Genomic DNA, 18616 nt, shown 5'->3' with positions numbered 1-18616 from the left:
CTCGCCGAGTCAGTCCTCGCCGAGTCAGTCCTCGCCGGGGCCGGCCTCGACGTCGTCGGGGGAGATCTCCAGGTGCTGTGAGACCAGTTCCACCAGCACGGAGTAGATGAGGTCGCGCAGGTCGTCCCCGCCCGGCGCGCGGCGGGTGAGCGGCCTGCGGAACAGGACCAACCGGGCCCGCGTGGGCTGGCCGGCCCGGTCGACGCCCGCCGGGACCAGGCGGGCGAGCGGCACCAGGCCGTCCGCCACCACCTCTTCGGGCCACGTCTCGCCCGGCTTCAACCGCATCCGCGGCACCATGTCCACGGCGAGATCCAGGTGCACCAGGCGGGAATGCCAGTGCTGGTCGATCTCCGCGAACGCCTCGAGCGCGGCGGCGTCGAACTCGGCGGCGCGGCTCCGCCACCGGGGGACCTCCGGCGGCAGGATCGGGCCGCGCGGGCCGTGCCCGCGTCGCGCGGCACGTCGGGAGGTCACCACCCGCGGGCCACGACGGCCGGGGTCTCCCGGGAAGTCCCGTACGGAGATCCGGCTGCCCGAGCACACGTCGTTCTGTCCGGCGCCCGGGATCGCGTTCCCTGTGGGCGGCCGACCGGGGGTCGGTCCGTGTGGGGTCATGAGGCGAGGGTAGCCGCCGCCCCCGACAGCCCGCGGCACCGTGGCGGCGGGTCGCGGCGCACGAGGCGGCCCGACGGGACTACGCTGGGGTCTCGTGAGTGAGAACCGTCGTTGCTGCCGCCCGGGATGTCCCAACCGCGCGGTCGCCACGCTCACCTATGTCTACGCCGACTCGACGGCCGTCGTCGGACCGCTCCCGGCGATCTCGGAGCCCCACTCGTGGGACCTGTGCGCGGCGCACGCCCTGCGCATCACCGCCCCCCGGGGCTGGGATCTGGTCCGCCATCCCGACATCGACGTCTCGGCGGAGGATTCCGACCTCACGGCGCTGCTGGACGCCGTCGCCGGAGGCCCCGTCGGCGGTCGGCGGGCGGGGGCCGCGCTCGTGGACGCCGACCGCCTGCGGCGACTGGGGGTCTCGGACCCCGCCCCGGTGCTCGCAGAGGAGTCGGTCGAGCCCTCCGGCTCCCGCCCCCACCTGCGGGTCGTCCCGAACGCGACCGACCGTGTCGACACGTCGTCCGCGGAGCCCGCCGACGGGGACCGGGAGCCGGGTCCGGAGCTCGGTTGACCGGCCGCCGGCCGCCCCCGACCGCGAGGCGCGGGCCGGGTGGGAACCCGGCGGGTAGGGTCGTCTGATGACACCGTCCGACCGCCTCTCATCCCTGGAGCAGCACGTGCCACGCACCGCCGAGTCCATCCGAGCAGTCATCAAGGCCTACGACGTCCGCGGCGTCGTGGGGGAGCAGATCGACGAGGATTTCGTTCGCGAGGTCGGCGCGTCGTTCGCCCGGCTGATGCGTTCCGAGGGTTCGGACACCGTCGTGGTGGGTCATGACATGCGTGACTCCTCTCCGGCGCTGTCCAGGGCGTTCGGCGACGGCGTCACCTCCCAGGGGCTCGACGTGGTGACGATCGGCCTCGCCTCGACCGACCAGCTCTACTACGCCTCCGGGATGATCGACTGCCCGGGCGCCATGTTCACCGCCAGCCACAACCCGGCCCGGTACAACGGGATCAAACTCTGCCGTGCGGGCGCCAAGCCGGTCGGTCAGGAGTCCGGCCTCCGCACGATCGCCGACGAGCTCGTCGAAGGTGTGCCCGCCTACGACGGTGAGGCCGGCACGGTCTCCGAGCGTGACGTCCTCGACGGTTACGGCTCCTACCTCCGTGAACTGGTCGATCTCTCGGCAATCCGCCCGCTCAAGGTGGCGGTCGACGCCGGGAACGGGATGGGTGGTCACACGGTGCCCGCGGTCCTCAGCGGCCTGCCGCTGGAGATCGTGCCCCTGTACTTCGAGCTCGACGGTAACTTCCCCAATCACGAGGCCAACCCCCTCGAACCGGCCAACCTGGTCGACCTCCAGTCGTTGGTCCGTGAGAGCGGAGCGGACATCGGGCTCGCGTTCGACGGCGACGCCGACCGCTGCTTCGTGGTGGACGAGCGGGGTGAGCCCGTCGCGCCGTCGGCCATCACCGCGCTGGTGGCCGGCCGCGAACTCGACAAGGAGCCCGGCGCGTCCATCATCTACAACCTCATCACCTCCCGGGCCGTCCCCGAACTGGTCGAGGAGAAGGGCGGCGTCGCGGTCCGGACCCGGGTCGGGCACAGCTTCATCAAGGCGCAGATGGCGGACACCGGTGCGGTCTTCGGCGGCGAACACTCGGCGCACTACTACTTCCGCGACTTCTGGGGCGCCGACTCGGGGATGCTCGCGGCCATGCACACCCTCGCCGCCCTCGGGGAGCAGGACGCCCCGCTCTCGGAGGTGATGGCGGAGTACACCCGGTACGCCGCGTCGGGGGAGATCAACTCGACCCTCGACTCCGCGGAGGCGCAGGTGGCCCGGATGGAGGAGGTCATCGACGCGTTCGCCGGCCGCGCCGTGTCCGTCGACCGGCTCGACGGCGTCACGGTGGACCTCGGGGACGGCGCGTGGTTCAACCTGCGGGCCTCGAACACCGAACCGCTGCTGCGTCTCAACGCGGAGGCGCCCACCGGGGAGGGCGTCGCCGCGGTCGTCGACGAGGTCCTCGCGATCGTCCGTGCCTGACCTCACCAGCGACACGGGGGCCGGCCGGGTCGATCTGGACGACGCCGAGGCCCTCCGATCGTCCGACGCCACCGGCGCACTGCTCCACGCGTCGATGGCGGGTGCCCAGCTCCGGTCGGTCGCGACCGCCGTGGACGCCGGGACCCTGGACGGCCTGGTGGGGTTCCGGCCGCGGTCACTCGTCTGGGTCACCGGGCGGTCGGACCGGGCCCGCCAGGCCGCCCGGGTGGTCGCCGCTCTCTGCGAGACCGTCGGCGGGGCCGCGGTCCCGCCGCTCGTCCACGCCCACACCCTTCCCACGTGGGTCGGGGCCCTGGACGTCGTCCTGGTATCGGGCGACGACGCCGGGGACCGTGACCTCGCATCGGCCGTCGACTCCGCCGCCCACAGGGGCGCCGTCGTCGTGGTGGACGTGCCGAAGGAAGGACCCGTGGGCGAGTCGGGAGGGGGCCGTGCCGTCTGGCTCTCCCCGCTCCCGTACCTCCCGCCGCACCGGGGGGTCCTGCACCACCTGGCCGCGGGGATGGCGGTCCTCACCGCCCTCGGCGTGCCGGGACTGGACGTCGGCGTGGCCGCGGACGTCGTCGACGTCGAACTCGAGGGTCTGGGACCCGATCTCGCGACCCCTGTCAACCCGGCCAAGCTCCTGGCCACCGCCGTCTCCGGCACGGACCCGCTCGTGTGGATCCACGCCGATCCGGTCTCGGCCGCGTACTGCGACCGCGCGGTCGCGGCGTTCTGCGACGCCGGCAGGGTCACGGCGGCCTCCTCCGTCTCGGACGCGGTCCGGTCCCAGGCCGAGCGCGCGCGAGGCCTGCCCGCCGTAGACCCACTCGCGAGTCTGTTCCACGATGACGAGTTGGACGGTGAGCGCGAACACAGGACGATCCGGCACCTCGGTATGGTGTTGAGCGCGGACGAGGAGTTCGTCCGCCTGACCGCGGGTCCGCTCGTGGACGTCGAGTGGATCTCCGATCGCGGTCGGGACACTCTCGGCGCCGCACCGGACCCGTTGAGCGGAAGGGTGGCCGCGCTCATGGCACGGACCGAGCTCTCCGCGGCGTATTACCTGGTGGGGGGGCTCTAGACCCGTGGTGGCACTCAGCCCGGTCGTCCAGGCGTACGCCTGGGGCTCCCGGACCGCGCTCCCCGAGTTGTGCGGGACGCACTCCCCGGCACCGCACCCGGTCGCCGAGCACTGGTTCGGTGCCCACGACTCCGGCTCGTCGCTCTGCGCGGACGGGCGGGGGTTGGACGCACGGATCGCCGCCGACCCCGAGGGGGAACTCGGTGCCCGGGTGGCCGCGCAGCACGGCGGAGGGTTGCCGTTCCTCGTCAAGCTCCTGTCCGCCGAGCAGGCGCTCTCCCTGCAGGCCCACCCGTCCCCGGAGCGGGCGAGAGAGGGGTTCGCCGCGGAGGACGCGCGGGGGATCGCCCTGCACGCACCGGATCGTAACTACCGCGACACCAACCACAAGCCCGAGATCCTGGTGGCGCTGACGGAGTTCCACGCGCTGGTGGGGTTCCGGCCCGTTGCCCGGACCGTGGAGTTGTTGGACGCGTTGGACGTCCCCGCGCTTCGTCCCTACCGCGAGATGCTGGACGGGCAACCGGACGCCGAGGGCCTGCGTGCCGTGTTCACCACCTTCGTGACAATGCCGCACACCGCGCTGGCGACGGTGGTGGCGGACCTCGTCGCCGGGGCCGTCGACTACCTCACGGTGGAAGGCGTCGCCGGGCGGTGGTCGCACGAGGCCACGACTGTGGTGGAGTTGGCCGAGCGCTACCCCACGGACCCGGGGGTCCTCGGCGCCCTGTTGCTGAACAGGGTGGTGCTCCTCCCGGGGGAGGCCGTGTACCTGGGACCGGGTCAGCTCCACGCCTATCTCCGCGGCGTGGGGGTGGAGGTGATGGCCAACTCGGACAACGTCCTGCGCGGGGGACTGACGCCCAAGCACGTCGACGTCCCGGAGCTGATGCGCGTACTCGCGTTCGACCCCCTGCTGGACCCCACGGTCCGGCCGGTCCGGGCCGACCGTGGGATACCGGGGGAGATGGACTACCCCACGCCGGAGCCGGACTTCGCGCTCTCGCGCATCGAGCTCCCCGCCGCCTCCGGTCCCGTCGGCTATCCCACGGACGGCCCGGAGGTCCTGCTGTGTACCTCCGGGTTGGTGCGCGTGACGGAGAACGGGACCACGGAGACACTGGGGCCCGGCCACGCGGTGTGGGTGCCCGCCTCGACTCCGGAGGTCGAGCTGGAGGCCGTGGACGGGGCGACCGTCTTCCGCACCCGTGTCGGCGGTCCGGCGACGGGGACGCCGCACCGGTAGAACACCCCGCTACTGTGGTGCGGGAGTCTTTCCACGAATCACGAGGAGCTGGTCGCACACATGTCCGCTGATCTGCACGTGCAGTCCGTCAACGGTGTCGAGTTCAAGGTGGCGGATCTGTCGCTGGCGGAGGCGGGCCGCAAGCAGATCCGTCTGGCCGAACACGAGATGCCCGGTCTGATGGCGCTGCGGGAGGAGTACGGGGAGCAGCAGCCGCTGGCCGGCGCACGGATCGCCGGGTCGATCCACATGACGGTGCAGACGGCGGTGCTGATCGAGACCCTGACGGCGCTCGGCGCGGAGGTCCGGTGGGCCTCGTGCAACATCTTCTCCACCCAGGACGAGGCGGCCGCCGCCGTCGTCGTGGGCCCGGAGGGCACCCCCGAGGCCCCGTCGGGTGTGCCGGTGTTCGCGTGGAAGGGCGAGACGCTCACCGAGTACTGGTGGTGCACCGAGCAGATCATGACCTGGCCGGGCGCCGATCCCAACATGATCCTCGACGACGGTGGCGACGCCACCATGCTCGTGATCAAGGGCAAGGAGTTCGAGCAGGCCGGAGCCGTGCCGTCGGACGACCCCGCCTGGTCCGCCGAGGAGAAGGTCTTCCACGCGCTGCTGCGCGAGTCCGTGCCGGCCCACCCGGGCAAGTACACGGCCATCGCCGAGTCGGTCCAGGGCGTCACCGAGGAGACCACCACCGGCGTGCACCGCCTGTACCACTTCCACTCCGAGGGCGTGTTGCCGTTCCCCGCGATCAACGTCAACGACGCGGTCACCAAGAGCAAGTTCGACAACAAGTACGGCACCCGCCACTCGCTGCTGGACGGGATCAACCGCGGCACCGACGCCCTCATCGGCGGCAAGAAGGCCCTGGTCTGCGGGTACGGCGACGTGGGCAAGGGCTGCGCCGAGGCCCTGGCCGGTCAGGGCGCGCGTGTCCAGGTCACCGAGATCGACCCGATCAACGCGCTGCAGGCCCTCATGGACGGCTTCGACGTGGTGACGGTCGACGAGGCCATCGAGTCGGCCGACATCATCATCACGGCCACCGGCAACAAGGACATCATCACCTTCGACCACATGACGCGGATGAAGAACAAGGCGATCCTGGGCAACATCGGTCACTTCGACAACGAGATCGACATGGCGGGCCTCGAGTCCGCCGAGGGCGTCTCCCGCATCACCATCAAGCCCCAGGTCGACGAGTTCGTCTTCGACGACGACGGCCGCTCGATCATCGTGCTGTCCGAGGGGCGTCTGCTCAACCTCGGTAACGCCACCGGCCACCCCTCGTTCGTGATGTCCAACAGCTTCTCCGACCAGGTGATCGCCCAGATCGAGCTGTTCAGCAACGCCGACCAGTACCCCGTCGGGGTCCATCTGCTGCCCAAGATCCTGGACGAGAAGGTCGCGCGCCTGCACGTCGAGGCGCTGGGCGGTTCCCTCACCACGCTCGCCAAGGACCAGGCCGAGTACATCGGGGTGGACGTCGAGGGCCCGTACAAGCCCGACCACTACCGGTACTGACCCGTTTTCCGGTGGTCGCGCGACTTGTCGTCGTCGAGGGGCTCGACGGCGCGGGCAAGAACACCCTGACGACCGCCCTGGTCGGTGAGCTCACCGACCGGGGCGTGTCGGTCGGTCGGCTCGCCTTTCCCCGGTACGGGACCCTGCACGCCGACCTCGCCGCGGACGCCCTGCACGGCGGTCAGGCCGGCGCCGCCGACTCGCCGCACGCGATGGCGTTGCTGTTCGCTCTGGACCGGCACGCGGCGCTGGGCGAGCTGGGCGACCTGATCAGCTCCCACGACGTGGTCCTGCTCGACCGTTACGTAGCGTCCAACGCCGCGTACACGGCGGCCCGGCTCGGCCCGGGCCGCCAGGACGAGGTTCTCCGCTGGATCGGTGAGCTCGAGTTCGACCGCCTCGGGTTGCCGACCCCGGACCTGCAGATCCTGCTCGACACCCCTGTCGCGCTGGCGGCCGAGAGGGCGGGATCCCGCGAGACGGCGGACCCGGGTCGGACCCGGGACCTCTACGAGAGGGACGCCGCCCTCCAGGCCGCGACCGGGGAGATCTACCGCCGACTCGCCGCCACCGGGTGGCGCTCGCCCTGGCAGGTGCTGGGCGTCGACCCCGACGTGCGACGGTTGGCCGACCTCGTGGCCGGACACTGAGCGGTCGGAGACCGGACACCGAGCCGAGGCGCGGCCCCGTCCCGCGCGTGCGGGACGGGTAAGGTCTTCATGAACACATGCCGACACACACGCCGACACAAGTGGTGACAATGACCCCGAAGATCCTCGTCGTCGACGACGACGCCGCCCTGGCAGAGATGCTCACCATCGTCCTGCGGGGCGAGGGGTTCGAGACCGAGGTCGTGGGCGACGGTGTCCAGGCCATCGAGACCTTCCGCGCGGTCCAACCCGATCTGGTCCTGCTGGACCTCATGCTCCCGGGCCGGAGCGGGATCGACGTGTGTCGGGACATCCGCGGGGAGTCGCGGGTGCCGATCGTCATGCTCACCGCCAAGACCGACACCGTGGACGTGGTGCTGGGACTCGAGTCCGGGGCCGACGACTACATCATGAAGCCGTTCAAGCCCAAGGAGCTGGTGGCCCGGATCCGGGCGCGGCTGCGGCGTGGTGAGGACGAGCCGAGCGAACTCCTGCACATCGGGGATGTGAGCATCGACGTGCCCGCCCACACGGTGACGCGGGAGGGGACCCCGATTCCGCTCACCCCGCTGGAGTTCGACCTGCTCGTGGAACTCGCGCGAAAGCCCCGCCAGGTCTTCACCCGCGAGGTGCTCCTCGAGCACGTCTGGGGCTACCGTCACTCGGCCGACACCCGGCTGGTCAACGTCCACGTCCAGCGCCTGCGGGCGAAGATCGAGAAGGACCCGGAGAACCCCGAGGTCGTCCTCACCGTGCGCGGCGTCGGGTACAAGGCCGGTCCGGTCTCGTGACCGACCGTCGCACGGACGACGCGTCGGCGTCCTCCGGCGACGAGCGCGACACCAGGGACGTGGCCGACTCGTCGCCGACGCTCAGGGAGCGGCTCCAAGACCTGGATCTCACCGTCATGGGGATGCGGATCGCCAGGATGTGGCGACGTTCCCTCCAGCTCCGCGTGGTCACCTCCACCCTGGCGCTGTCGATGGGGGTGATCCTCACGATCGCGTTCATGTTGCAGAGCCAGATGGCCACACAGTTGCTCTCGACCAAGCTCGACGCCGCGGTCGAGCAGACGGGCAGGCTGCGGGTCACCGTCGAGGCGCAGATCGCCGCGACCGACGAGGGCACGAGTGAACAGTCCCGTCTCGACCAGGCGCGAAGTGCCCTGGGGGAGCGGGGTATCGCCGCGGAGGGCGAATCGGTCCACGCGGGGACCTTCGAGCCGATCCTGGTGGTCCCCGACCAGACCGGCCGGGGCCAGGTCGTCAGCCCGGCCGACGCGCGGGTGCCCGCGGATCTGCAGGCGCTGGTGCAGCGGGGCCTCGTGGCTCAGAAGATCGAACCGGTCGTGTTCCGCGACGAGGAGACCTCGGCGCTCATCATCGGCACCCCCACGGACTCCTCGATCCCCGGTCTCGAGCTCTACCTGGTCTACCCGCTCATCGCCGAGGAACAGACCCTGGGGATCATGCGCGGGATCGTCGCGACCGCGGGTCTGGCGATCATCGTGCTCAGCGCGGCGATCGCGTGGATGGTCGCACGACAGGTGGTGCTCCCGGTCCGCCAGGCGGCGTCGATCGCTCAGCGGTTCGCCAACGGCCACCTCAAGGAACGGATGGTGATCCGGGGAGAGGATGACGTCGCCCGACTGGCGATGGCGTTCAACGACATGGCGCAGAGCCTGTCCGATCAGATCACCCAGCTGGAGGAGTTCGGGGACCTGCAGAAGCGGTTCACCTCCGACGTCTCCCACGAGCTGCGTACCCCGCTGACGACGGTCCGGATGGCGGCCGACATCATCTCCGACTCGGCCGGGGACCTCGATCCCCCGACCAAGCGTGCGGTGGAGCTGCTGGAGTCCGAGCTCGACCGGTTCGAGAGCCTGCTCACCGACCTCCTCGAGGTCTCCCGCCACGACGCCGGTATGGCGGAACTGTCGATGGCCTCGTTGGACGTGCGCGGGGCGGTCGAGGACGCGGTGTCCACCGTGTCGCACATCGCGGAGTCCGCGGGGGTGCAGGTGGAGCTGGACATGCCGTCCGAACCGGTGATGGCCGAGGTGGACTCCCGTCGGGTCGAGCGGATCCTGCGCAACCTCATCGCCAACGCCCTCGACCACTCGGAGTCCAAGCCCGTGCGGGTGACCCTCCGGGGGTCTGAGGCAGCCCTCGCGGTCTCGGTCCGCGACCACGGGGTGGGGCTCAAGCCCGGCGAGGAGTCGCTGGTGTTCAACCGCTTCTGGCGCGCCGACCCCTCACGGGTTCGTCGGTCGGGCGGGACCGGGCTCGGTCTGGCGATCGCGCTCGAGGACGCCAAGCTCCACGGCGGTCGTCTGGACTGCTGGGGGAGCCCGGGTGAGGGGTCGTGCTTCCGCCTGACCATCCCCCGCCGGCACGGCGGAACCCTCACCTCGAGCCCGCTGCCGCTGACGCCGGAGGACGAGGCGCGGCTGGTGCGGACCGGGTCCCCGACCCCCCTGGCGCGTGTCCCCGGTTCCGAGGAGGTCCGTCCGTGAGCCGCAGCCGGGCATTCCTCGTCGCGATCGCGACGATCTGCGCCACCGTGCTGGCCGCGTCCGGGTGCGCGACCCTGCCCTCGTCGTCGTCCCCCCAGGTCATCGACACGTTCTCTCCGTCCGGCGCCGGACTGGCCGTGCCCACCCCGGTCCCCGACCAGGAACCGGACCTCCTGGTCCGCGACTTCCTCAAGGCCGCGGCGATCGCGGACCAGCGCCACGCCGCGGCCCGGCAGTTCCTCACCCCGGAGGCGGCGGACACCTGGGACGATTCGGCGGAGACCACCATCGTCCTGCGGGCAGATCTCAGCGCCGAGGGCGGCCGCGGCGCCGACCGGGCGGAGTACACCCTGCGCGCCGAGAAGGTCGGGTCGCTCGACCCCGGTGGCATCTTCAGGGAGGACGTCGGGCAACTCGAGGTGACGATCGGCCTGGCCCGGCAGGACGGCCAGTGGCGGATCGACCGGCTTCCTCCGGGTGTCGTGATCGAGCGGACCGAGTTCGTCTCGACCTACGCCCAGCGCGACCTGTTCTTCCTCTCCGGATCCGGCGACTCGCTGGTACCGGACACGCGCTGGACGGCCGCGGACCGGACCGATCTGGAGTTCTCGCTGGTCAACCTGCTCGCCACCGGGCCCCGACCGGGCCTCGAGTCCGCCGTGCTGTCCCGGATCCCGGCGTCGGTCTCGGTTCGCCCCGACGATTCCGCCGACGGGCAACAGGGAGCCGGGACCGCCATCGACTTCACGGGCCTGCCGGTGCTGAGCAGCCAGGCCACCACGCAGTTCGCCGCGCAGGTCGTGTGGACCCTGGCCCGTGCGGACGTTCCCGGGCCGTACCGGCTCGAACGGGACGGCGCGCCGCTCGACGAACGCTTCGTCGACGGGTGGACGACGGAGGACGTCCGGACGTTCGACCCCTATCCGCCGGTCGAGCCGATGCGCAACGCGCTCACCGCCGCCGACGGCCTGGTGAGGTTGGACGCCTCCGGCGCCAGACCGGCGGGAGGCCCGTGGTCGCAGGTCCGCGGGGGTCGGAGTGCGACCCTGTCGCACGACGGGGACGCGCTGGCGGTCATCGCCGGCGAGGACCGCGCGGCGCCCCAGCGGCTGCTGATCGGCGCGGTCGACGGCGAGCCCGAGGAAGCCCTCGTCGGTCAGACCCTCACCGGACCGACCTTCCACCCCGTGGACCGGCGCGCCTGGGTGATGGTCGACGACACGAGGTTGGTGCGGGTGGGCATCGGGGTGCAGTCCCCGTCCGTCCAGGAGATGGACGGGGCCCCGCTCCGCGCCCTGGGCTCCCGGTTCACCGGTCTGAGGATCGACCCGTCCGGGGCGCAGCTGGCGGTGGTGGTCGACGGCAAGGTGTTCATCGGCGCCCTGTCCGCGGAGACCGGGCAGCCGCTCGCCGGAACGTTCCGGCAGATCGGCAGGGCGTTGGGGGAGACGGCCGCCGTCGTCGCGTGGCGGGACCGCTCGACGGTCGTGATCGGTCAGAACACCACGGAGGTTCCCGTCACCACGATCACCGTCGACGGCGCGATGACCACGCCGCTGTCCCAGCGCAACATCGCCGGACCCGTCACGGCGGTCGCCGCGGCGGGCCGCGAGGTGTACGTGGTGGACCAGAGGTCCCTGTTGAGGCTCGACACGGTGGCCGAGACCGGGGATCGCTACTGGCGGGAGATCAACGGACTGGCCGCCATCCGGGCGGAGCCGGTCGTCGCGGGCTGACGAGTGCCGACGGGGGCCGACGGGAGACGCGGGCGCCCACCGGGTCCCGGGTGGTCCGCGGCGCTGGCGGATCTGCTGGTCCCGCTCGAGTGTGCCGGGTGCGGGCGCGCGCGGGAGCGATGGTGTCCGCAGTGCGCCCTGAGCCTCGGTGGGAGTCCGCTGCACGTGCGGACACGCGCGGACCTCCCGGTGCCCGTGTGGGCGCTCGCCCGGCACGTCGGGCCCGCCGCCCGGGCCGTGTCGGCGTACAAGGACCGGGGCCGCCCCGACCTCGCCGCCCCCCTCGGTGTCGCGCTCGCGGCAGGGATCGACGCGCTCAGGGCGGAGGGCGAGATCGCGGAGGCGTCGGAACGTCCGACTGTCCTCGTGCCCGCCCCGGCGTCCGGGCGGGCGCGCCGTCGACGCGGGTTCGACCACGTCCGGGGGCTCGTGGACGTCCTCGCGGCCGAACTGGCGGGGTCGGTCCCGGGTGGACCCGTGGCCGTGGCCCCGCTGCTCGAGATCCGGGGCAGGGTCCGCGACGCCGCCGGATTGGACGCGCGGGCGAGGTCCGGCAATCTCTCCGGCCGGATCAGGAGGCGATCACCGGACACACTGATCCGGGCCACGCCCGGGGCGCCGTCGACGGTCACCGAGGTGCTGGAGACGCCGGCGACCGTCCTGCTGGTGGACGACGTGGTCACCACGGGGGCCACGGCCGCCGCGTGCGTCGGTGTGCTGGGCGAGGGCGGTCTGCGCGTCGACGGCGTCCTCGGGGTCACCGCCGCCTGAGGGCGAGGGTGACTTCTGGACGACTTGCGCCCACTGCGGTCCGGTGCGCTGGCGACCGGGTAATGTGGGCGTCGGACGGGGTTCACCAGCGCGTTCACGAGAATTTTGCCGATGGTGTTCCGCGTCCGGAGAGTGTCCACTCAGCCATGTGGGTTGGTCCCTCGACCGGTGTCCCGGGCGGTAACCGGGCCGGTCTCCGGGGCCCGCCGCAGGCCCGATGAGGAGGAGCTTCGATGGCGAAGACCCCCGCAGTCCTGCTCGACCCCGCCACCTTCGACGGTCCGTCGACCGACGACCCCGGTGCCCCTGAAGCGCAGGTGACAATCAAGGGCCGGAACGTCGAGGTCCCCGACCACTTCGCGACCCGGATCCACACCAAGCTCGCGAAGATCGAGAAGATCTCGCCGGCGATCACCCGGTTCGACGTGGTCCTGTTGCACGAGAAGAACCCACGACTGGCCAAGGCCAGCCAGCGGATCGAGATCACCCTCAAGGGCAAGCCGGGCGTCGCCCGCGCGGAGGCCGCCGAGGACACCTTCTACGCCGCCCTGGAGTCGGCGGTGGCCAAGCTCGAGCGGCAGATGCGCAAGGCCCGCACCCGGCGGAAGATCAGCCACTCCGGTCACCGTCGACCGCAGTCCGTCGCCGAGGCCACCGCGGAACTCGCGTCCGAGGCCGCGCCGGCGGACGTGATGGACGAGTACGCCGACGGGCACGACGATCAGCTGCCAGGCCAGATCGTGCGCCGCAAGGAGCACGACGGGACCCCGATGTCGGTCGACGACGCGCTCGAGAAGATGGAGCTCGTGGGACACGACTTCTACCTCTTCCGCGATGCCGAGTCCGGGCGCGCCACCGTCGTCTACCGGCGGCACGCGTTCGATTACGGGCTCATCACGCTGAGCGACGAGGCCTGACGGTCACGGCTCGCACGCCCCGCGGGCGGTCCGGTCCGAATGGACCGGGCCGCCCGCGGCGTGTATCCGAGGCCCACAGCACCTAGGATGAACCGAGGGCCCGCGTGGACCCCGCGCAGGTAGCCAGAATTCCGATCAACCCGACCACGAGGACGTTCGAGACTGTGTCCATCCTTTCCAAGCTGCTCCGAGCCGGCGAAGGTCGAAAGCTCAAGCGGTACAGCGCTCTCGCCGATTACGTGGACACCCTGTCCGAGGCGACGGAGAAGCTGACCGACGACGAGCTCCGCGACAAGACCGACGAGTTCAGGGCTCGGTTGGCGAAGGGTGAGACGCTCGACGACCTGCTCCCCGAGGCGTTCGCGGTGGCCCGCGAGGCCGCCTACCGGGTGCTCGGGCAGCGGCCGTACAAGGTGCAGATCATCGGCGCCATCGTCCTGCACACCGGCGCCGTGGCGGAGATGAAGACCGGTGAGGGCAAGACCCTGACCTGTGTGCTCCCCGCCTACCTCAACGCCCTGTCCGGCCAGGGCGTCCACGTGGTCACGGTCAACGACTACCTGGCCAAGCGCGACGCCGAGTGGATGGGTCGCGTCCACCGGTTCCTCGGACTGTCTGTCGGAGCCATCCTCGGCGGCATGACCCCCGCGCAGCGGCGGGAGTCCTACTCGGCCGACATCACCTACGGCACCAACAACGAGCTCGGCTTCGACTACCTCCGCGACAACATGGCGCACGACACCGCGGAGCTGGTCCAACGTGGCCACAACTACGCGATCGTCGACGAGGTCGACTCGATCCTCATCGACGAGGCGCGGACCCCGCTGATCATCTCGGGCCCCGCCGACGGGTCGAGCAAGTGGTACGGGGAGTTCGCCCGTATCGCCCCCCTGCTCGAGGAGGGAACGCACTACGAGGTCGACCGGAAGAAGCGCACGATCGGTGTGACCGAGCAGGGCGTCGAGTTCGTCGAGGACCAGCTCGGCATCGACAACCTCTACGAGGCGGCGAACTCGCCGCTCGTGAGCTACCTGAACAACTCCATCAAGGCCAAGGAGCTGTTCACCAAGGACAAGGACTACATCGTCCGCGACGGCGACGTGATCATCGTGGACGAGTTCACGGGGCGGGTCCTCGACGGGCGCCGCTACAACGAGGGCATGCACCAGGCCATCGAGGCCAAGGAACGGGTGGAGATCAAGGCCGAGAACCAGACCCTGGCCACCATCACCCTGCAGAACTACTTCCGTCTCTACGAGAAGTTGGCCGGGATGACCGGTACGGCCGAGACCGAGGCCGCCGAGCTCTACTCCATCTACAAGCTCGAGGTCATGCCGATCCCGACCAACCGGCCGATGGCGCGCGAGGATCTGGCCGACCTCATCTACAAGACCGAGGAGTCGAAGTTCGCCGCCGTGGTGGAGGACATCGCCGAGCGCGTCGAGAAGAAGCAGCCGGTCCTCGTGGGCACCGCGTCCGTCGAGCGCAGTGAGCACCTGTCGAGGCAGCTCAACCGCAAGGGCATCAAGCACCACGTCCTCAACGCGAAGTTCCATGCGTCCGAGGCCCAGATCATCGCCCAGGCCGGTCGCCCGGGTGCGGTCACCGTGGCGACCAATATGGCCGGTCGTGGTACCGACATCGTGCTCGGTGGCAACCCGGACATCATCGCCGACCTCAACCTCCGTGAGCGCGGACTCAACCCCGTCGACACCCCGGAGGAGTACGAGGAGGCGTGGGACGCCGAGATCGAGCGCATGCGCAAGCTCAGCAAGGAGGAGGCCGAGCGGGTCCGCGAGGCCGGCGGTCTCTACGTCCTGGGCACCGAGCGACACGACTCCCGGCGGATCGACAACCAGCTGCGCGGCCGCTCGGGTCGCCAGGGCGACCCGGGTGAGTCCCGGTTCTACCTGTCCCTGGGTGACGAGCTCATGCGCCGGTTCAACGGCGCGGCCGTCGAGGCGATCATGAACCGGCTGAGCCTGCCCGACGACGTGCCGATCGAGGCGGGCATGGTCTCGCGGGCGGTGAAGAACGCCCAGACGCAGGTCGAGTCGCAGAACTTCGAGATCCGCAAGGACGTGCTCAAGTACGACGAGGTGATGAACCAGCAGCGCACCGTCATCTACGGCGAGCGCAAGCGGATCCTCGAGGGCGAGGACATCACCGACCAGGTCGAGTCGATGATCTACCAGGTGATCAGTGCGTACGTCGACGGCGCCGCCGCCGAGGGGTACGTCGAGGACTGGGATCTGGACAAGCTGTGGGACGCCCTCGGGCAGCTCTACCCTGTCTCGATCACCGCGCAGTCGATCATCGACGGCGACGAGTACGGGGCGTCGGGCGACCTGTCGGCCAAGAACCTCAAGGACGCGATCCTCGACGACGTCTTCGCCCGGTACGACGAGCGCGAAGCCGAGATCGAGGGCATCGGCGGCGAGGGCGCGATGCGCCAGCTCGAGCGGTCGATCATGCTCCAGGTCCTGGACCGGAAGTGGCGCGAGCATCTCTACGAGATGGACTATCTCAAGGAGGGCATCGGGCTGCGCGCCATGGCCCAGCGCGACCCCCTGGTCGAATACCAGCGCGAGGGCTACGACATGTTCTCGGCGATGATGGACGGTGTGCGCGAGGAGACCGTCGCGTTCCTGTTCAACGTCAAGGTCGAGGCCGGTCAGCAGCAGAAGTCGGTGGCGGCGCCCTCGGCGGCGCAGGCCGCGTCTCTCGCGGGTGCCAATCCGATCCTGCAGGCCGCGGGCACGGGCCGCGACGTGAGCGACGACCAGATGCAGTTCTCGGGCCCGTCGGAGACGGGTGAGGCGCAGCTCGTCGACGAGAGCGCCCCGGCGAACCGTGCCGAGCGCCGTTCCCAGGAACGGCAGGACCGGCTCGACCGCCGTGAGCGTGCGGCCAAGGCCGCGTCCCGAGGGCGCAAGGTCTGACGGTCCCTAGACCAACCGGAGGGCCGTGCAGGTCGCCCCGGTATCGGTGACCCGGATGCGGGCCGCGACGGCGAACAGTCGCGGCCCGCGGGCGTATGTGGCGCAGACCTCGTAGTCCCGGCCACCGCCACCCGGGGACCCGGGGGCGCCCGAGGAGTCCGCGCCTCCCGGATCGGCGGGGTGGATGTGGAGGCGGTGGATCCGCGCCACACCGAGGGCGCGGCCGGGGACGCCGCCGCGGGCCACCGTCCCGAGCATCTCGATGAGGTGGGGCGGGAACGCTCCCCGGGTGTTGCGTGGTGTCCGCTTTCGGTCGACCACCTCGAGTGCCATGATCACCAGCGCGTGCGCTGCCCGCCGCGCCGGCACCGGCACCGCGTGCTCGGGATCCGGCACCGGGACCGCCACCGGGACGGAGTCGGTGACCGGGCCGTTCGCGCGGTCGTGCCGACGGGAGTCGGAGCCGGGCTCCGTCGAGAGCAGCGGCCTGACCATGCATTCGTCCGACCCACACTCCCGGGAGGTCGCGTACCGGCCTGTCGACGGTGACGACACGGGGGTCGATGTCACTGGTGTCGGGGTCATGTGCACTCCTGCTCCCTACGACGAGAACCGGGCCGGTCTCGCATCCCTCTATATGGTGTGACGCGCGGGGCAAAGAGGACGGTTCCGGCTCCACCTCTGCACCGTCGACGGGCGTTGCCTAGGCTGGTGCCATGCGAGGACTGATTGTCGACTACTTCGGGGTGCTGGACGGCACGGAAGAGGACCGCGAGAGCTGGCGGGAGATCTTCATCGGCGCACGTGCCAACGACGTACGCCTGGCGGTCCTCAGCAACGAGCCCGAGGGGCCGGGTGCCGACCGGGTGCGTGAGGACGCCCGCGCCTACGGGATCGATCACGTGGTGCTCAGCGGCCGGACCGGGGTGGAGAAACCCGATCCCGAGGCGTTCCTCGAGGCGGCCAGCCGCCTGGAGCTGGAGCCGCGCGAGTGCGTGATGGTCGACGACGCGATCGAGAACGTCCTGGGCGCGGTCCAGACGGGGATGATCGGAGTGTTCTATCAGGTGTTCGACCGCGCGGCCGTGGAGATCCGCGGGCTGCTCGGACTGGACGAGGCGGTCTGACCGGTGGCGGCCAGGCTGGCGACGGCGGACGCGGATCTGCTCCTCGGGGACGCCACCCGATCACGGAGTCGGCACTCCTGCTCCCTGGCGCTCGTCTCCCGGGACGATCCCTGGGACATCGACCGGGTGATGGAGTTCGTCGACGCCCGGCTCGCCGACGCGCCCCGGTTCCGGCAGCGCATCCGGTACGTCCCCTTCGGTCTGGCGCGGGCGGTCTGGGTCGACGATCCGGACTTCGACCTGAGTTTCCACGTCCGGCGGTCCGCCCTGCCGGCTCCCGGCGGGATACGGCAGCTCGCCGATCTTGTGGCCCGGTTGGTCGACCGTCCGCTCGAGCCCGGCCGGCCACTGTGGGAGCTCTACCTCATCGAGGGCCTCGCCGACGGGCGGCTGGCGGTGCTCACCAAGACCCATCACGTCCTGCTCGGCGGCCCCAACGCCGTGGACCTCGCGCAGGTCCTCATGACCGACGAGAAGGCGTCGGCGGACGTACACGAGGTGGCCACCTGGACCCCCGTCCCGTCTCCGGGCGACGGGGTCCTCGTGCTGGACGCCTTGATCACCATCGCCACGGACCCCCTGGAGCTGGTCCGGCGCTCCGCCCGTCTGGTGAACGCGGTGGAGAGGGCGAGCCGGGGTCTGGTCGGCGCCGCGAGCCTGACCGTTCTGCGCCCGGCCGGGGGACTCGCGGAGATGTTCCGGACCTCCCGACCCCGAGGCAGCCGTGTCGGGCTGGCGTCGTTCCCCCTGGACCGTGCACGCGAGATCGCCCGGGAGCACGACTGCAAGGTCAACGACGTGGTCCTGGCAGTCCTCTGCGGGGCACTGCGGTCGTGGATCCTGTCCTGCGGTCACCCCCTCTCCACCGCTGACACGCTCCGCGCGATCGTCCCGATGGCCGTGTCCTCGGAGTCGGGCCCGGCCGAGGGTTCCGATGGTCCCGAGGCCTCCGCGGAGGCGACTTCCGCGGAGATCGCCTCCGCGCTCATCGGGATGCCGGTGGGGGAGCCCAACCCCAGGATGCGGCTCGCGCAGATCTCCAGGGAGACGGCCACCCAGCGGCATCCCAGACAGGCGGTGGGCGCCAAGTCGTTGGCCCGACTCTCGGGTTTCGCCCCGCCCACCCTGCACGCGCTGGGCTCCCGCGCCGCGATCATGTTGCCGTCGGACAGCTACGACCTGGTCGTCACCAACGCGCCCGGCCCGCAGCACAAGATGTTCTGGGGTGACGGTGAGCTCGCGGAGGTCTATCCCGTCCCGGCGCTGCTCGACGGTCAGGCGCTGGCCGTGTCGATGAGCAGCTATTCGGGGGTCGTCTACTGCGGGTTCACCGCGGACCGTCAGGCGGTGCCGGACGTGGAGGAGATCGGGGAGCTCATCTCCTCGGCGCTGGACGAGCTCACCGGCACCTCCCGCTGACCCGCAC

The 18616-nt window shown here is 71.0% G+C and carries 16 protein-coding genes; 14 read left to right on the top strand and 2 right to left on the bottom strand.

Annotation, left to right across the window (positions count from 1 at the left end):
• Window positions 1-24: 24 nt before the first annotated feature.
• A complete protein-coding gene (locus H483_RS28125) occupies window positions 25-477 on the bottom strand; it encodes a metallopeptidase family protein (protein ID WP_031264823.1) in 453 nt (150 codons plus the stop codon).
• Window positions 478-712: 235 nt separating this feature from the next.
• On the opposite strand from H483_RS28125, the gene H483_RS28120 reads away from it, so the two are divergent.
• From H483_RS28120 to secA, 12 genes are all read left to right on the top strand, one after another.
• Complete coding sequence (locus H483_RS28120; RefSeq protein WP_017836637.1) at window positions 713-1189, top strand: DUF3499 domain-containing protein; 477 nt, start codon at window positions 713-715, stop codon at window positions 1187-1189.
• A gap of 106 nt (window positions 1190-1295) precedes the next feature.
• Entirely contained in the window at window positions 1296-2672 is a 1377-nt protein-coding gene (locus H483_RS28115) for a phosphomannomutase/phosphoglucomutase (RefSeq protein ID WP_031264822.1), read from the top strand.
• Window positions 2665-3759 carry a hypothetical protein gene (locus H483_RS28110; protein ID WP_017836635.1) on the top strand — a complete coding sequence of 365 codons (1095 nt, stop codon included), beginning with the start codon at window positions 2665-2667 and terminating at the stop codon, window positions 3757-3759. The genes H483_RS28115 and H483_RS28110 overlap by 8 nt, the downstream gene beginning before the upstream one ends.
• Window positions 3760-3763: 4 nt before the next feature.
• Entirely contained in the window at window positions 3764-5005 is a 1242-nt protein-coding gene (manA, locus tag H483_RS28105; RefSeq protein WP_017836634.1) for a mannose-6-phosphate isomerase, class I, read from the top strand.
• Between the two features lie 60 nt (window positions 5006-5065).
• Window positions 5066-6532, top strand: a complete 1467-nt coding sequence (gene ahcY, locus H483_RS28100) for an adenosylhomocysteinase (RefSeq protein ID WP_017836633.1) — start codon at window positions 5066-5068, stop codon at window positions 6530-6532.
• A gap of 11 nt (window positions 6533-6543) precedes the next feature.
• Window positions 6544-7182, top strand: coding sequence for a dTMP kinase (locus H483_RS28095; protein ID WP_017836632.1), 639 nt, complete (start codon window positions 6544-6546; stop codon window positions 7180-7182).
• A gap of 110 nt (window positions 7183-7292) precedes the next feature.
• Window positions 7293-7973, top strand: a complete 681-nt coding sequence (gene mtrA, locus H483_RS28090; protein WP_017836631.1) for an MtrAB system response regulator MtrA — start codon at window positions 7293-7295, stop codon at window positions 7971-7973.
• Window positions 7970-9697 carry an MtrAB system histidine kinase MtrB gene (mtrB, locus tag H483_RS28085; protein ID WP_017836630.1) on the top strand — a complete coding sequence of 576 codons (1728 nt, stop codon included), beginning with the start codon at window positions 7970-7972 and terminating at the stop codon, window positions 9695-9697. Before mtrA ends, mtrB begins: the two co-directional genes overlap by 4 nt.
• Window positions 9694-11433, top strand: coding sequence for an LpqB family beta-propeller domain-containing protein (locus H483_RS28080; RefSeq protein ID WP_017836629.1), 1740 nt, complete (start codon window positions 9694-9696; stop codon window positions 11431-11433). Before mtrB ends, H483_RS28080 begins: the two co-directional genes overlap by 4 nt.
• Window positions 11434-11598: 165 nt before the next feature.
• A complete protein-coding gene (locus H483_RS28075; RefSeq protein WP_017836628.1) occupies window positions 11599-12204 on the top strand; it encodes a ComF family protein in 606 nt (201 codons plus the stop codon).
• A gap of 233 nt (window positions 12205-12437) precedes the next feature.
• Entirely contained in the window at window positions 12438-13121 is a 684-nt protein-coding gene (gene hpf / locus H483_RS28070) for a ribosome hibernation-promoting factor, HPF/YfiA family (RefSeq protein WP_017836627.1), read from the top strand.
• Between the two features lie 170 nt (window positions 13122-13291).
• On the top strand, window positions 13292-16063 hold the full coding sequence (gene secA / locus H483_RS28065; RefSeq protein ID WP_042329534.1) for a preprotein translocase subunit SecA: 2772 nt from the start codon (window positions 13292-13294) through the stop codon (window positions 16061-16063).
• 6 nt (window positions 16064-16069) lie between these two features.
• Here secA and H483_RS28060 read toward each other — a convergent pair whose 3' ends face one another.
• A complete protein-coding gene (locus H483_RS28060; RefSeq protein WP_193746861.1) occupies window positions 16070-16648 on the bottom strand; it encodes a hypothetical protein in 579 nt (192 codons plus the stop codon).
• A 131-nt stretch (window positions 16649-16779) separates the two neighbouring features.
• Between H483_RS28060 and H483_RS28055 the strand changes: the two genes are divergently transcribed.
• Window positions 16780-17190 carry an HAD family hydrolase gene (locus tag H483_RS28055; RefSeq protein ID WP_017836623.1) on the top strand — a complete coding sequence of 137 codons (411 nt, stop codon included), beginning with the start codon at window positions 16780-16782 and terminating at the stop codon, window positions 17188-17190.
• A gap of 3 nt (window positions 17191-17193) precedes the next feature.
• On the top strand, window positions 17194-18609 hold the full coding sequence (locus tag H483_RS28050) for a wax ester/triacylglycerol synthase family O-acyltransferase (RefSeq protein ID WP_017836622.1): 1416 nt from the start codon (window positions 17194-17196) through the stop codon (window positions 18607-18609).
• The last annotated feature ends 7 nt before the right edge of the window (window positions 18610-18616 follow it).

This window comes from Dietzia sp. UCD-THP, from assembly GCF_000349585.1.
In the GTDB taxonomy this organism is placed as follows: domain Bacteria; phylum Actinomycetota; class Actinomycetes; order Mycobacteriales; family Mycobacteriaceae; genus Dietzia; species Dietzia natronolimnaea_A.
The sequence above is the reverse complement of the archived record's forward strand: the minus strand, read 5'-3'. Positions and strand labels throughout refer to the sequence as shown.

Excerpts from the sequence above, each read along its gene's own strand:
- hpf (WP_017836627.1), top strand. The coding sequence starts at position 12,438 with ATGGCGAAGACCCCCGCAGTCCTGCTCGACCCCGCCACCTTCGACGGT.
- ahcY (WP_017836633.1), top strand. The coding sequence starts at position 5,066 with ATGTCCGCTGATCTGCACGTGCAGTCCGTCAACGGTGTCGAGTTCAAG.
- H483_RS28055 (WP_017836623.1), top strand. The coding sequence starts at position 16,780 with ATGCGAGGACTGATTGTCGACTACTTCGGGGTGCTGGACGGCACGGAA.
- H483_RS28060 (WP_193746861.1), bottom strand. The coding sequence starts at position 16,648 with ATGACCCCGACACCAGTGACATCGACCCCCGTGTCGTCACCGTCGACA.
- mtrA (WP_017836631.1), top strand. The coding sequence starts at position 7,293 with ATGACCCCGAAGATCCTCGTCGTCGACGACGACGCCGCCCTGGCAGAG.